The sequence below is a fragment of the Mesorhizobium sp. A623 genome (genome assembly GCF_054489405.1).
In genome coordinates, this window is record NZ_JBTMXB010000028.1 from 1 (window position 1) to 12,938 (window position 12,938).

13 protein-coding genes and 1 pseudogene are annotated in these 12,938 nt (G+C 60.2%); 3 read left to right on the plus strand and 11 right to left on the minus strand.

Features of this window, described 5'->3' with window-relative positions:
• A pseudogene (locus tag ACX3P1_RS21355) lies at positions 1–158 on the plus strand (TetR/AcrR family transcriptional regulator); the annotation flags it as partial.
• Between the two features lie 305 nt (positions 159–463).
• On the opposite strand, the gene ACX3P1_RS21360 reads toward ACX3P1_RS21355, so the two are convergent.
• The 3 genes from ACX3P1_RS21360 to ACX3P1_RS21370 are packed head-to-tail and all read right to left on the minus strand — an operon-like array spanning position 464 to position 2,252.
• Positions 464–1,165, minus strand: coding sequence for an SDR family NAD(P)-dependent oxidoreductase (locus ACX3P1_RS21360; protein ID WP_459081621.1), 702 nt, complete (start codon positions 1,163–1,165; stop codon positions 464–466).
• Positions 1,162–1,755 (minus strand): DsbA family protein, encoded by a 594-nt coding sequence (locus tag ACX3P1_RS21365; protein WP_459081622.1) that lies wholly within the window; start codon positions 1,753–1,755, stop codon positions 1,162–1,164. Before ACX3P1_RS21365 ends, ACX3P1_RS21360 begins: the two co-directional genes overlap by 4 nt.
• The gene (locus ACX3P1_RS21370; protein WP_415726361.1) at positions 1,752–2,252 is read right to left on the minus strand and encodes a winged helix-turn-helix transcriptional regulator; all 501 of its coding nucleotides are present in this window, start codon (positions 2,250–2,252) and stop codon (positions 1,752–1,754) included. Before ACX3P1_RS21370 ends, ACX3P1_RS21365 begins: the two co-directional genes overlap by 4 nt.
• 123 nt (positions 2,253–2,375) lie before the next feature.
• Here ACX3P1_RS21370 and acuI point away from each other — a divergent pair, with 123 nt between their 5' ends.
• Positions 2,376–3,362 carry an acrylyl-CoA reductase (NADPH) gene (acuI, locus tag ACX3P1_RS21375; protein ID WP_459081623.1) on the plus strand — a complete coding sequence of 329 codons (987 nt, stop codon included), beginning with the start codon at positions 2,376–2,378 and terminating at the stop codon, positions 3,360–3,362.
• Positions 3,363–3,827: 465 nt separating this feature from the next.
• Here the strand turns inward: acuI and ACX3P1_RS21380 are convergent, their stop codons facing one another.
• The gene (locus ACX3P1_RS21380; protein ID WP_459081624.1) at positions 3,828–4,724 is read right to left on the minus strand and encodes a DMT family transporter; all 897 of its coding nucleotides are present in this window, start codon (positions 4,722–4,724) and stop codon (positions 3,828–3,830) included.
• A 166-nt stretch (positions 4,725–4,890) separates the two neighbouring features.
• Between ACX3P1_RS21380 and ACX3P1_RS21385 the strand changes: the two genes are divergently transcribed.
• The gene (locus ACX3P1_RS21385; RefSeq protein ID WP_459081625.1) at positions 4,891–5,781 is read left to right on the plus strand and encodes a LysR family transcriptional regulator; all 891 of its coding nucleotides are present in this window, start codon (positions 4,891–4,893) and stop codon (positions 5,779–5,781) included.
• A gap of 145 nt (positions 5,782–5,926) precedes the next feature.
• Here the strand turns inward: ACX3P1_RS21385 and ACX3P1_RS21390 are convergent, their stop codons facing one another.
• From ACX3P1_RS21390 to ACX3P1_RS21420, 7 genes are all read right to left on the minus strand, one after another.
• Positions 5,927–6,418, minus strand: a complete 492-nt coding sequence (locus ACX3P1_RS21390) for a GNAT family N-acetyltransferase (RefSeq protein WP_459081626.1) — start codon at positions 6,416–6,418, stop codon at positions 5,927–5,929.
• Complete coding sequence (locus ACX3P1_RS21395; protein WP_459081627.1) at positions 6,415–6,705, minus strand: type II toxin-antitoxin system TacA family antitoxin; 291 nt, start codon at positions 6,703–6,705, stop codon at positions 6,415–6,417. Before ACX3P1_RS21395 ends, ACX3P1_RS21390 begins: the two co-directional genes overlap by 4 nt.
• Positions 6,706–6,770: 65 nt before the next feature.
• The gene (locus tag ACX3P1_RS21400) at positions 6,771–8,924 is read right to left on the minus strand and encodes a type IV secretory system conjugative DNA transfer family protein (protein WP_459081628.1); all 2,154 of its coding nucleotides are present in this window, start codon (positions 8,922–8,924) and stop codon (positions 6,771–6,773) included.
• 11 nt (positions 8,925–8,935) lie between these two features.
• Entirely contained in the window at positions 8,936–9,961 is a 1,026-nt protein-coding gene (virB11, locus tag ACX3P1_RS21405; RefSeq protein ID WP_459081629.1) for a P-type DNA transfer ATPase VirB11, read from the minus strand.
• Positions 9,958–11,424, minus strand: a complete 1,467-nt coding sequence (gene virB10 / locus ACX3P1_RS21410; RefSeq protein WP_459081630.1) for a type IV secretion system protein VirB10 — start codon at positions 11,422–11,424, stop codon at positions 9,958–9,960. The genes virB11 and virB10 overlap by 4 nt, the downstream gene beginning before the upstream one ends.
• A complete protein-coding gene (locus tag ACX3P1_RS21415) occupies positions 11,424–12,221 on the minus strand; it encodes a TrbG/VirB9 family P-type conjugative transfer protein (protein WP_459081631.1) in 798 nt (265 codons plus the stop codon). The genes virB10 and ACX3P1_RS21415 overlap by 1 nt, the downstream gene beginning before the upstream one ends.
• Positions 12,218–12,937, minus strand: a complete 720-nt coding sequence (locus tag ACX3P1_RS21420; protein ID WP_459081632.1) for a VirB8 family type IV secretion system protein — start codon at positions 12,935–12,937, stop codon at positions 12,218–12,220. Before ACX3P1_RS21420 ends, ACX3P1_RS21415 begins: the two co-directional genes overlap by 4 nt.
• Position 12,938 lies beyond the last annotated feature (1 nt).

Sequence of the window (12,938 nt, forward strand, 5' to 3'; positions counted from 1 at the left end):
TCGGCAGTTGGTCGGCGATGGTCGGCGCGCTCATCCTCGCCCGATCGATGGATGACCCGGCGCTGTCCGACGAACTGTTGTCTGAGACGCGGGCCTGGATCGACGAAAGAAAGCTGCCCGACCCGCTCGTCCCAACGCCGAAAGTGCGCGCGGCATGAACATCCTTGACAATGATGCTGTGGCGTTAAACGTCGCTGAATGCAGGGGAACAGAACGCACAAATGTTCAACGGGTTTGTAAAATGATTTTACAAACCTAATATTTTTCCAGCCATCAATTTTCACTGGGTCGATCATGGCGCAGTTGCTTGCGAGCCTTCCCTCGACACCACATGGCCGCGCTCTACCTCCACCAAGGTGAAGCCGAGTTTCTCACCCATCGGCACCTTCAAGTCGCCCGCAAGCATCGTGCGCAGCTGCTCAAGGCCGTCGGACAGCGTCCTCGTTCTTGTCGGCCATCGTGCTCACCATGGTTCGTGGAACGGGCGGACCTCGGCGAGGAACGACCAGGCATCACGCGGTTGGTGCGCAAGATGATGGACTTCGGCCGCGATTGAGGTAGGCGAGATGAAGAAATCGTCCGGCTTGGTTGGCTGAAGCTCGCGTTGCCACGGCACGTCGATCGCTGCGTCGATGATGAGATAGGCGACATGGATCCCCTTCGGCCCGAGATCGCGTGCGAGCGATTCCGCAAGGATGCGCTGCGCTGCCTTTGTGGGCGCAAAGCCGGCGAATGCGGCGAGACCGCGCTGTGCCGAGGTGTTGCCGGTGACGATCAGCGCGCCTTCTCCTGCCTCGATCATCGCTGGCGTCGTCAGCCGCGCGAGATGGAATAGCGCCATCGTATTAATCTCGAAGTTACGTTGGAGCGTTTCCGCTTCGACCTGGGTAAAGGTGCCGAACGTGCCGCCGACGGCATTGTGGACGACGACCTTGGGATTGCCGACCTCGGCAATCACCTGCGCCAGCGCGGCGGGGTCACTCACGTCACACGGCACTGCGATTGAATCCGGTATTTTCTTTTCCAGCGCGGCCAGTCGGTCGGCATTGCGCGCCAGCATCGCCACGCGATAGCCGGCTTCGGCAAAGCGACGTGCGATGGCAGCGCCGGTGCCTGGACCAACTCCGGTCACAAGGGCGAGTGGCTTAGTTATGAGATTGGTCATGCTGTTTCCTTTAGGCGCACGAGTTCCTCGCGCACGAATTCGAGACGGTCGTTACCGAAGAACATTGCGTCTCCGACGAAGATTGTGGGTGAACCGAACACACCGCGCTCGGCGGCCTCGGCTGTATTGGCGTCGAGTTGGGCGGAGATCTCCGGCGCATCAATCCGAGCGGCGATGGGAGCAGGGTCGACCCCGGCGGCCGCAATCACGGCGAGGATGTCATCCTGGGTCGCAAGCGTCTTGCCTTCACTCCAGATCGCCCGATATAGCGCCAGCGTGATCATGGCCGCATCGGCGGCTGATTTCGCCGCCAGAACCGCTCGCGACAAGGCTTCGCCATCGTTTGCGTGCATGTCCGACGGATTGAATGTTATCCCGTATCGATGACCCCAGCGCGCCAGATCGACGTTCGCATATCGACCCTTGGCTGCACAGGTAAGCGTCGTCGGCACATTATCGACCTTCTCCATGAGCTCGGGAAGCTTCATCGGTCGCAGCACGAGGTCGACGTGCATCTCGCGTAGCTGAGAGAAGGCAAGATAACTGTAAGAACTGCGGAAGTCGTAGAAGAATTCGATCGGTGGCGTCACCTGTCTGCTCCTGTGTGTTGATCGAGAGGTCGAAATGTGCTGGCGTCAGCCCCCGGGCCGGGGCGGAGTTGAGCGCGATCGCGAGGAACGGCAACGCCCGTCTCAGTATCGACGAGTGCGAGAGCCAAAGGGCGTCCGGTCTCCCGGTCAACCATTTCGATGGACGGCGCGCCGAAGCCGGTCGCATCCCAGCGATCGCCCCATTCGCGCAGGGCGGTGCTGACCTTCCACAGGTCGCGCCCCTTCGGCGTCAGCCGATATTCGTCGCGCGGCGGGCGCTCCTGATAGCGCACGCGCTCGACGATGCCATGCTCGACGAGATGTTTCAGACGCGCGGCGAGGGTCGCGGCAGGAATGCCCGTATTGGCCCGCAGATCGTCGTAGCGCCCGAACCCCAGCGAAAGGTCGCGGATCAGCAGCAACGTCCATCTGTCGCCGATTAGCTCGAGCGCTCCCGCGATCGAACAGCGCGTTCCCGCAAAGGATTTGAGCTTCATAATTCTGGCTCTCGACTAAGTTCAATCATTGAAGTAAGTTAAATGCACATCATATGCAAGAGGCGGAAATGAGCGAACGTGTTATCGCTCGTATCCTCACTTCCCAATTATCAGGAGATTGCCATGTCGTTTCGCGCCATCCGTGCCAGCCAAACCGATGCCGGCGTCACGACCGAACTCGTGATGCTGGATGACAGCGACCTCGATGTCGGAGACGTCACCGTCAGAGTCGATTACTCGACTATCAACTACAAGGACGGCCTGGCGATCACCAACGCATCGCCGGTCATTCAGCGTTTCCCGCTGATCCCCGGCATCGATCTGGCGGGCACGGTCGAGGCGTCGGACAGTGCCGAGCTCGTCGCCGGCGACAAGGTGGTGCTGAATGGCTGGGGCCTCAGCCAGACCCATGATGGCGGCTTTTCGCAGAAGGCACGGGTTCCGGCCGACTGGCTCATCAAGCTGCCTGCTGGTATCGATACGCGTCATGCAGCCGCCATCGGAACGGCGGGCTATACCGCGATGCTGTCGGTTGTTGCGCTCGAACATGGCGGCGTGACGCCAGACAAGGGCGACGTGCTGGTGACGGGCGCTAATGGCGGGGTTGGATCAGTCGCGATCGCCTTGCTGGCGAAGCTTGGCTACCGCGTCATCGCGTCCACCGGCCGGCAGGAAGAGACCGAATATCTGACCGCGTTGGGCGCGACGGAGATCATCGATCGCGCCACGCTTTCGGAAAAAGGTGCCCCGATCGCGAAAGAGCGTTGGGCCGGCGCGATCGACAGTGTCGGCAGCCATACGCTGGCCAATGTGCTGGCGCAAATCCGCTATGGCGGCCTCGTCGCCAGTTGCGGGCTGGCGCAGGGCGTGGACCTGCCGGGCTCGGTTTTGCCCTTCATCCTGCGCGGCGTAACACTGGCCGGCATTGACTCGGTCAACGCCCCCAAGGCGAAACGGATCGAGGCATGGACGCGGCTGGCGCGCGATCTCGACCTTGGCAAGCTGGACGCCATGGTGACGACCGTGGGCCTGGAAGAAGCGCCCGATGTCGCGCGCAGCATCTTTTCCGGCAAGATACGGGGGCGGACGGTCGTCGACGTCAATCGCTAAGAGACGTGCATAGCCGCTTTTTGGGCCCGAACTTGGAGTCGGGCTCCGATTTTGCCACACGGTAGCGATGATGCCGCCTGCTCGTGGCAAGTGCGCGATCAGGCGCAGAGGAGGTGACAGTCGTGCGCGGCAACCAGCAGATTTATTGTCATATCTTCATACTCGTTGCCTGGGAATGGCAAGCGGCCGAATAGCGGAATGGACGAACGGCCGATTTGAGTGCTTCGTTTTAATCCTGGAATGACTGAGATGGGGTGCGCAGCGATAAAGCGCAGCGGCTGATCGATCGTCCGCTTAGCTAACTTGGCTCGCTAGAAGCAGTCAGGCTGGATTCCACCCAGTTGCCGTCATTCTCAAGCCGAGATCGCCAGCAGCGGCAGCAACCGACCTCAATTTCAGTCATTTCACCTGACTTCATTATCGCCGAGAGCGGACATCGGTCCAGCCGACAGGATGACAAACAACTCAGTCGCGCGATGTCAGCCAGACCCCCACGAGGGTCACCCCCAACCCAAAGAACATCGCAACGGTCAGCGGCTCCGAGAACAGCATCCAGGCCCAGATCATGGTCACAGGCGGGCTCAGGTAGATGGCCGCGCTGACTTTCGCCACTGGAAACATGCGCAGCATGGTGTAGTAGACCGCATAGGCGAGGAAAGTGCCGATCAGCACGAGCCAGACCATCCCGATCGCGAAATCGCGGGTCATCGGCGGCTCCAGCCCGCCCTGAGCTAGTCCGCAAATGCCGAACAGAACCGCGCCCGTCAGCGTGTGGATGCAGAGGCTTTGGTGAACGGGCATGTTCAGCGACTCCCGTCCCCTGCGAAGAACCGACGCCAAGGCGAACACCATCATCGAGCCAATGGTCAGCCCGTAGGCCCACAAGGGGGCGGTTCCGAAGCTCAGGGTGTCGAAGGAAACGATCAGCACTCCCGTGACTGCGATAGCGGTGCCTAGCCATTGGCGTCCAGTGAGCCGCTCGCCCAATAGGGGTTGGGCCATAGCCGCCATCGCCAGCGGCACAAGATCGGAGATCAGCGCGACCAGCCCGGTCGGAACGCGCTGCTCAATCGCAAGCGCGAAGCCTCCCAGGTAGATGAATACGGCCATAACGCCGAACCCGATCTGAGACATCACGGCGCGCAGGCGCATCCTCGGCCCGAAAGCCAGGGCGAACGGAAGGAGGATGACTCCTGACAGCAGCGTGCGCCAGAACAGCAGGACGGCCACGCTAGCCTGCTCGTTGGCGTAGCGGATGCCAACGAAACCCGAACTCCAGCCGATCACGAGCAGCGCCGCCATCACTGGCCAGAGGAAGCGGGACCGGGGCGCGGCCGCCGGAGATAGGGAAAGAGCGGTCATAGGATGCCTACATGGATATTATCCCGAGTTACTCATTCCCCGAGGATCACGCACATGACAAATTTCGATCACGTGATGACAAACATGGTCTAATGGTAATCATTCCTTGCAAAGGCAATACTCGTGGAGCATGCAGTTTTCGTATGCGGCCACATCGAGGCTAAGGATGAACGAGATCAACACCAGGCGGCTGGACATTGATGCGCTACGCGCGCTTCGGGCGATCAGGCTCCACGGGGGTGTCACCCGGGCTGCCGAGGCGCTCGGGCTTACGCAATCCGCCGTGAGTCACAAGATAAAGCGCATGGAAACCAGCCTGGGCTGCGAGTTGCTGGACAGGCGGCCCGGCGGCGGCATGTTCACCCCCGAAGGCGATGGTCTTCTTGAGTACGCCGCGAAGATCCTGGGCCTGCACGACGAGGCGCTGGTCAGCCTCGCGAAGTCGGACTTGGCAGGCCGAATCCTGCTGGGCTTCACGGAGGACACGACATGCTCGGACCTGTCGCGCATCCTCGGGCGTTTCCGACGCCTGCACCCGCAGGTAGCGGTGAGAACGAAGGTCCGCATGAGCCTGGTGCTGCGGTCGATGCTGGAGCGCGGCGAGTTGGATGTGGCCATCGTGCAGGTTTTCGCCCATGAGGTCCGACCGACCGACGTGGTGCTGTTTCGCGAGAACCTTCATTGGGTCAAATCCCGCGAGCTGTCGTTAGCGCCTGACGCGGCGATCCCGTTCCTCTCCTTCGACGATGACTGCTTCTACCGACGCTGGGCGATTGACATCGGTCAGGATGGAGGTGCGGACCTGGAAACCGTGTTCGAATGCTCCAGCGCCGCAGGCATCGTTGCCGCAGTGGAAGCGGGACTCGGTGTCGCTCTACTGAGTGAGCGCCACATGCGGCCAGAGATGGAAATCATCGACACTCAATTGCCTGCGCCGCCTTCGCTCGCCTACGTCATACGTCGAGCCAAGAAGACTAGGAATCCTGCCCTGGAAGGTCTGATCTCTGAAATCGAAAAGGAGATTAGCCGATACGGGAAGCTGGCACTGGCGGGCTAGGTGGCTCCCAGCGCGCATGCGCTGCCATCTTTCGATGCGTCCGCTTTCTTGATCGCGAATCTGGGAGCCGCCGTTCTGCTGTCCACCCAATTCCGGTAATTTGTCATCTGCTAATGTTTGGCGGGCTCTTTAGGCTGAAGCCTGATCACAGGCTCGCTTTTAGGTCGGCGAGCGTGACCATCAGTGTCATTGGATCGAGCGGTGACGGCTCGAAGCCGATTCGCTCGTAGAATGCCTTCGCTTCTGCCGAAAGGGCATGCACGATCATCCCTCTGATCCCGATGGTGTCTGCCGCTTGGATGACACGCAGGGTCGCATCCCTCACCAGGGCACGACCGACGCCTTTGCCTTGCAGTGAATGATCCACGGCGAGGCGGCCGAGAACGACCACCGGAATCGGATCCGGCATGTTGCGACGAAAACGACCCACCGCGGCATCGACGGTGACGGCGCTCGACGACAAGGCGTAATACGCCAGCACGCGACGATCATCACATGCGACAAAGGTGCGGGACGCCCCCGTTGTCTGATTTTTCAGGGCGCGGTGCTTTAGCCATTGATCTAGGCTTTCAACGCCGGATACGAACAATTGAACGTCGTGATGCGCCGCCAGAGGTTCGGGCGCCGCAACCGTCATGCTTTCTCCCATGGGGCGGGCGTCTGCATGGTCTTGCGCAAGCGTTCGTTGGGTTCAGGGGGCATATCCAGCCGCGCCAGGAATGCGGCGTAGGCTTCCGGGCTGGCTGCAATGATAGCTTGGTCAAGCAAGGCTTCCTCGGCGGCCATGCGAGCGGCTTCGAGGACGAAATCGGTGCGATTTTTCCCTCGCGCCTTGGCGGCACGGTCGATCAGGCTCCGTTCTTCGGGCTTGATACGGATGTTCAGCGTTTCGCGTTTGTTGGGTGCGGTGCTCAATGTGGCCATAGCCGGGATCTCCTATGGGCATGATCTAGCACAGCATCACGTAATGTCAATGTCATTACGCCAAGTTATCCGTCGAGCGCTTCAGGCAAGATGTCTTCGACGACGCTAAAGTTTCGGTCAAACGCCTCCGTGTCGGTTGCGTAGGATCGAAGAGACAGCACCTTACCGAGGATCGCCGCAACTGCCGCCTCTTTGTCTGGCGCTATGCTTGTCGTTGCCGCTCTCGCGGCTAGTGCCGAGAAATCTACAGCAGGAGGGCTGGACAGAGCTGGATCGACTGCGGCTCTCGACGGCTCTTTCCCAATCACCCGCCGGCGCGGTGGCGGAGGAGCTGTACGGCCGGCTTTTGCGGCGAAGGTAGCGCCGCGCTGCAGGCGCGTTTGTAGCAGGCCTGAGCGATACGCCGGCGCTGTCGGCACAATCGTGGGGAGCGGAGGTGATGGGACTACTGCAGGTGAATCGCCTGGAGCGGCTTTCGTTCGTGAACCGTCGATAGAGGACGGCAGGGGCATGAATGCACGTTTGGCGAGCTGGCGGTCGGCGAAATAGAAATTACGCGTGCCGAGGATCGGCAGTTGACCGCGCGGCAGTATGATGACCTTGTTCTTGTCGAGCGTGCGGATTTCATCTGGCCGCATGAGCGGCCGGCGCACTTCCTTACGATGGACCGAGCGCGTGTAATAGGTGTCGAACAGCGTCGCCTTGGTGCGGGTCTCGTCCTTTTGCACGTCCGAAGTTTCGCCCAGCTGCTCCGAAACATAGCGCAGGTCATCGGCGTCCTGCGCGCCGAAAAATATCTGGACACGGGCGGCGTTGATGAGCGTCTTGCGCCCTTCCTCGCGATAAACTTCATCCACCGCCTTGAGCGATTGCACGAAAAACCACATCGGGACGCCGTTGCCGCCCAGCACGCTCGCCATTTCGGTCACCTTCTCCAGCTTGCCAAGGTTCTGGAATTCATCGAGCAGCACAAGCACCTGATGTTCGTCTGGACGGGGCAGGTTTTCGGACATGAAGTTCATCATTTGCGTGATCAGGACATTGAACAGCGGACCAAGCGACGTGATCTGCTCGCGCCGAACGTCCAGATAGAGCGAAACCCGCTCCCGCTTGAGCTTGCGAATGTCGAAGGTGCTGCGCGACGTGGCCCGCATGATGCGTTCGTTGAGGAACGGCGCCATGCCGGTGCGCACGCCGGCGTAGATGCCGGAGAACTGCCGTTCAGACATCTCGAAATAGGGCAGCAAGCTTTGCAGCGTGAATTGCGAGCATTCCCGTCGGCGCTCCTCGCGCAGCGAGCCGATGAATTCCAAAAGCGGTTGCTCCGCACCATTCATGATCTCGAGGATTGTCGCGAAGGTCTTCTTCTCGTTCGGGATTGCCGGCGATTCCACGACATAGGATGCTATACCGGTGAACAGAAGGCGGGCGTCGTTGACCCAATAGGGGTCCGCGTTGGAAGGCGGCCGCGGAAACAGCGCCGCGGCGATATTGCGAAGATCGATGTCACGCTGCGCCGAGTCCAGCGAGATGAAGTCCATCGGATTGTAGCATGCGGTCTTTCCGTCCGGGTCGGCCGGCGCGAAACGCACGACGCGGCTCATGGTGGAACGGTAGCCGGCCGTCGCTTCATAAGTCTCACCGCGCAGATCGAGAACGACCAGCGAGTGTGGCCAAGCCAAAGCGTTCGGGATGATAAGGGATGCACCCTTGCCGGAACGTGGCGGGCCGATGACGAAGCCGCCGACGTCATCACCATCAATCCATAGCTTTTTCCCCCCGATCAATTTGGGGCGCGTCAAACGGATCTTGCCAGTGCGTTGATCGCGGTGCGGGGAAAAGATGTCGGCGAGCTTGCCACCTGCGCGGCCGATGAAAATACCACCGGTCTTGGTGAGCCCCGTTTTTGCTGCGTCGCTCATAGTCATGAAGCGGGAATCGTTGCGCTTCCTCGGATGCATGAGGAATGCGCTGACGAGCGGCAGGAAAAACCCCACCGCGCCCGCCGCAACGGCGTATTGCACCCGGTCGTAATCTCTCGCTTGGACATCCGCCCAGGCCCATTGAACTACCGGCAGCGGATTGGTGTTGAGCTGGTCAAAGAGGATATGGGAGCCGGTCCTGTACCAATCCGTTGCCGCGTAGGCGACCGTGAAAAACAAGACGCCCAGGGCCACCGCCATGAGCGCCATAAAGATTGTTTCTGCAATTCTCTTCATGGACGCTCCCGCTAGATCGTCTCCGCCTTGGTGAACCTGATCTCGCTGATGCCGCGCCGGCCGCCCTCGCTGCGCACCATTTGCACGACGACCGGAATGACCTCGCGCAGATAGTCGAGGATCTCGGTTCGCGAGAGGGCCGAGCTACCCTGCATAACCATCAGCGCCAAACGCTCGTAAGCAGACCGAGCGGAATTGGCATGAACTGTGGTCAACGAACCCGGATGGCCGGTATTGATGGCCTGGAGGAATGCGAAGGTTTCCGCACCGCGCAACTCGCCCAACAGCAGACGGTCCGGCCGCATGCGAAGGGAGGCCTCGAGCAGTTGCTGCGCCGAGACCTTGGCGAGACCCTGATCGCCTTTCGAGGAAATCAGGGTGACACTGTTCGGCGCAGGCGGCTTCAGTTCGCGCGTGTCCTCGATCGTGATGATGCGTTCATGAGCGGGAATCTCCTTCAGCAGCGCGTTCAGGAACGTCGTCTTTCCGGTCGACGTCCCGCCCGAGACGACGATCGAGACACGGCTGCGAACGGCGTACTGTAAGAACTCCATGGGCGATGTGTCGTGTAACATCTCGACAAGTCGCTTTTCCTCGGACGATAGCGCAAGGCCGCTACCCATTGCCGTATTCTCGAAGGCGCCGAGATTTCTGTAGTCATCAAGTGACATATCCATGATGACCTGCTTGCGGATCGAGATCGCTCCACCATCGGGCGCCGCAGGCGGCAATATGCATTGGATGCGCTCGCCGGAGGGCAGGGCGGCGGATAGCACCGGCCTTTCTTCGTTGATGACCTGATTTGTTGCCGAAGCCACGCCGGTCGCAATCGTGCGAATCCAGCCGGGAGTGATCTCGCGCTTTACGACGCGCTCCATTTCTGTCACGCCCAGCCGCTCGATGAACAGCTCTCCCGGTCTGTTGATGGCGATTTCCGACACCCCCTCTTCGTGTAAATTCGCCCATATCGGTTCCAGATGGGCACGTAGAACCGGTGCTCTTGCCCAGGGATCGGGGAGGGGGTGCACGGCGTTCATTTCACCGGGCTTCCGTAGCCGGGATAATAATGATCCTTGGGTGTCCAGAAGAGCGGTGTCGGATCGATTGCCGTTTTCGGCCTGCCGCCAGCTCTTAGCCGTGCGAGTTCCTGCTGCACTGGATCGGCATACAAATCGGAGAAATCCAGATCGCGCCGCACCAGAACGACAACGGACGTGCCTTGGTCGACGTAGACCGTGGGGCCGATGTTTTGCGTGTCGCGAAACGCTTCCTGCGCGAGCTGTTGCAGGGCACTCGAAGATTTGTCGAAGGCAATGCTGCGCGCATCGCGCTGCGAGCCATACCCGCCGCCATAGGTCACGGTCGTCGACTGGCCGGTCACGGGGTCGATCGTCGTCACCTGGCGCTGTTGCGCATCCTGGCCACTGTCAGCGAGCGACGATAGATATTCGGACACGCCCCCGACAATGGAAAGCATGATGGCATTGCCGTAGCGTTCAAGCCAGTGCGTATCGACACGGCCGCCCATGCCGCCGCGGCCGAGCGCATCCGCTCCAGGTGACTTGATATCGACAGAAATGCCGTCCGAGCGAATGACCCTGTTCCACACGATGAAAACGCGCTTCTGGCCGCGCGCGAGTCCTGATCGGTATTCACCGGTCAGGCGCGAACCTTTCGGAATGAGGATCCTCCTTCCATCGAGTGAAAAGACATCCTCACGCACGACAGCACGAACGGCGCCCGGGAGGTCCGTGTTGATCGCGGTTTCCAGATATCCGCGAATGACCGCGCCTTCCGGTATCAGCGCATCGGTGCGCCGGAAAATCCTGGCCTTGGCCATAACGGTCGAGCTTGCCTCAGATTGTGCCAGAAATGCCTTGTTGGGGTCGCTGTCGGCGCCTGGCATCGGAACAATCTGGCCGTCGGCTGCAATCTCGACCTGTCCCGGCGGCGCGCCTGCATCCGTCGAGCCGGTTTCATCATTCGTCACCATCTGGTTCGATCTCAGGCGTTCCCACACCGCTTTTTCGTGCTCGGCGGCTTCGGCCTGGCGGCGTGCGTCTTCATCAGCTTCGACCTTGCGGCGGGCTTCGTCCTCTTGCGCCTTGCGACGAGCTTCCTCGGCCGCCATTTGCGCCTCCAGAGCCCGCCGCTGCGCATCAAGGTCGACGCCTTCCCGCACCGTCTGATCGACATTGTCGGACTGTTGCACGCTGTTCTGGTCTTCTGTCGGCGGCGGCACCACGATCTGATCGATCGTGCCATCGGCGGGCTGCGGCTGTTCGCTCAGCGCGGGCGACCGAAATTCTGGCGGATTGAAGCTTTCCTCGCCCTCGCTGCCAAGATCGCGCGAAACCGGCTCGCGAGGCCAGTTCAGCCATATCAGAGCGCCCACGAGAACCACACCGAGCCCGGCCAAACCAATCTTCATACTGGTACCGGCGCCGCGCCTCGCGACGGTCGGGCTGCCATCTAGCTGGTTATAATCTATCGGGCTCATCACCGCCCTCCGCTCGGTCCGAACAGTGTGGAACTCCTTTGCAATTTCGCCGGGCCGTAGACCTGCTCGACCGGGTCGATGGCATCGGGGCGCGCCCGGTTGTAGAGGCAAAGCGTTTTCCCATCGGCACGCAGCGTGAATTGCCGCGCGACCTTGTCGATGATGGTGTATTTGCCTTGGGTGCGAACGTTCACCAGCGACTCATGGCGCTTGTTGTCGACGACGAAGATCGCGGGAATGTCGCCCTTGAACTCAAGGAACACTTTCGTGCCATCATCGAAGATCGTGCGAGGCTTCAGACTGTCGTCGCCCTTGTAGGCGTAGTCGTAGTTGAGGTCCGCATAGCTCAGGTCCTTCAAATCCGGATCGGCCGCACTCTCTCTGGCTTGGGAAAGCAGGCGCGCATTAACGTCCTCGTCAGGGTATTTGAACCGCGCCTGGAAAGACGCTCGATCGCTGTCGCTGTTTGTTGCCTTGAGGAGCAACGAATAGACACGTCGGTTGGTGACGACATTGACATTGGTCCACGCATCGCGTTCCAGCGGTTTGACAAAAAGGAACTGCGATCCGCGCTTCGGGACAATCGACCAGCCTTTTGTGTCGCCGGCCGAGACGGTCTCGATAATCTCGGTTGGACTGAGTTCGATCATCGTCGAAATACCCAGAGCCGCGCTCACAGTCGTCACATCGTCATTGTTGAAGGTGACATATCGAATGCGTGCATCGCGTGCAGACGCGCCATATGCTGCGCCGAAGAACAGAGCGAGCGACAGGGTGAGACCAAGACATCGGCTCATTGCAGGTTCCCTGCGGTCGGCGCCGACTCCTGATCACGGCGATAATCCGTGACCTGAAACCCCAAGGGGTTGTCAAAACGCCATTCGTTCTTGAGCGGCGTCGTGGTGTAGCGAAATTTTATTACCGCTACCCAATTGTCGATCGTGGATGAATTGTCCCGCCGCGTCGCCGTGGCGAAACGCACCGAGGCGGTGTTGCGATTGAGCAGGGATACGGATTTGATCTCGACCGACACGGTGACGTTGCGGTCATAAATCTTGTCGAGCGATTGCGGGTTTGACGGCGTGAAAAGCCAGGTCAAATCCTTCGACGCCACACTGGTTGAGTAGAGCTGTGCAAGATCGTAATTCTGCTTCAACTCGCGAGCATCATAGGTTTCACGTGCACGAATGTAGCGCACCAGGTTCGCTGCAGTGACGGCCTCGTTCTGCGATAAGTCTCCCGGCTTCAAAGCGCGGGCAATCTCGAGATACCCCGTCGATTTGTCGACCTCGACAACATATGGCTCAAACTGGCGAAGCGGCAGGATCAAGACCAGTGCTACCAGAGACAGTACAGCGACCAGGCCCGAGATACCGCTGACGATCCATGCCAATGTGCGTGAACGACGCATTGACCGGTGCGTGTCGTCTTCCCAGGTAGCACCTGCTTTATAATAGCGCTGCTCTACAGCCCCACCACTGTCTTCCGTCGTCGGCTCCGCTGGATTTGACACT

Excerpts from the sequence above, each read along its gene's own strand:
- ACX3P1_RS21360 (WP_459081621.1), bottom strand. The coding sequence starts at position 1,165 with ATGACCAATCTCATAACTAAGCCACTCGCCCTTGTGACCGGAGTTGGT.
- ACX3P1_RS21370 (WP_415726361.1), bottom strand. The coding sequence starts at position 2,252 with ATGAAGCTCAAATCCTTTGCGGGAACGCGCTGTTCGATCGCGGGAGCG.
- acuI (WP_459081623.1), top strand. The coding sequence starts at position 2,376 with ATGTCGTTTCGCGCCATCCGTGCCAGCCAAACCGATGCCGGCGTCACG.
- ACX3P1_RS21380 (WP_459081624.1), bottom strand. The coding sequence starts at position 4,724 with ATGACCGCTCTTTCCCTATCTCCGGCGGCCGCGCCCCGGTCCCGCTTC.
- ACX3P1_RS21385 (WP_459081625.1), top strand. The coding sequence starts at position 4,891 with ATGAACGAGATCAACACCAGGCGGCTGGACATTGATGCGCTACGCGCG.
- ACX3P1_RS21390 (WP_459081626.1), bottom strand. The coding sequence starts at position 6,418 with ATGACGGTTGCGGCGCCCGAACCTCTGGCGGCGCATCACGACGTTCAA.
- ACX3P1_RS21395 (WP_459081627.1), bottom strand. The coding sequence starts at position 6,705 with ATGGCCACATTGAGCACCGCACCCAACAAACGCGAAACGCTGAACATC.
- ACX3P1_RS21400 (WP_459081628.1), bottom strand. The coding sequence starts at position 8,924 with ATGAAGAGAATTGCAGAAACAATCTTTATGGCGCTCATGGCGGTGGCC.
- virB11 (WP_459081629.1), bottom strand. The coding sequence starts at position 9,961 with ATGAACGCCGTGCACCCCCTCCCCGATCCCTGGGCAAGAGCACCGGTT.
- virB10 (WP_459081630.1), bottom strand. The coding sequence starts at position 11,424 with ATGAGCCCGATAGATTATAACCAGCTAGATGGCAGCCCGACCGTCGCG.
- ACX3P1_RS21415 (WP_459081631.1), bottom strand. The coding sequence starts at position 12,221 with ATGAGCCGATGTCTTGGTCTCACCCTGTCGCTCGCTCTGTTCTTCGGC.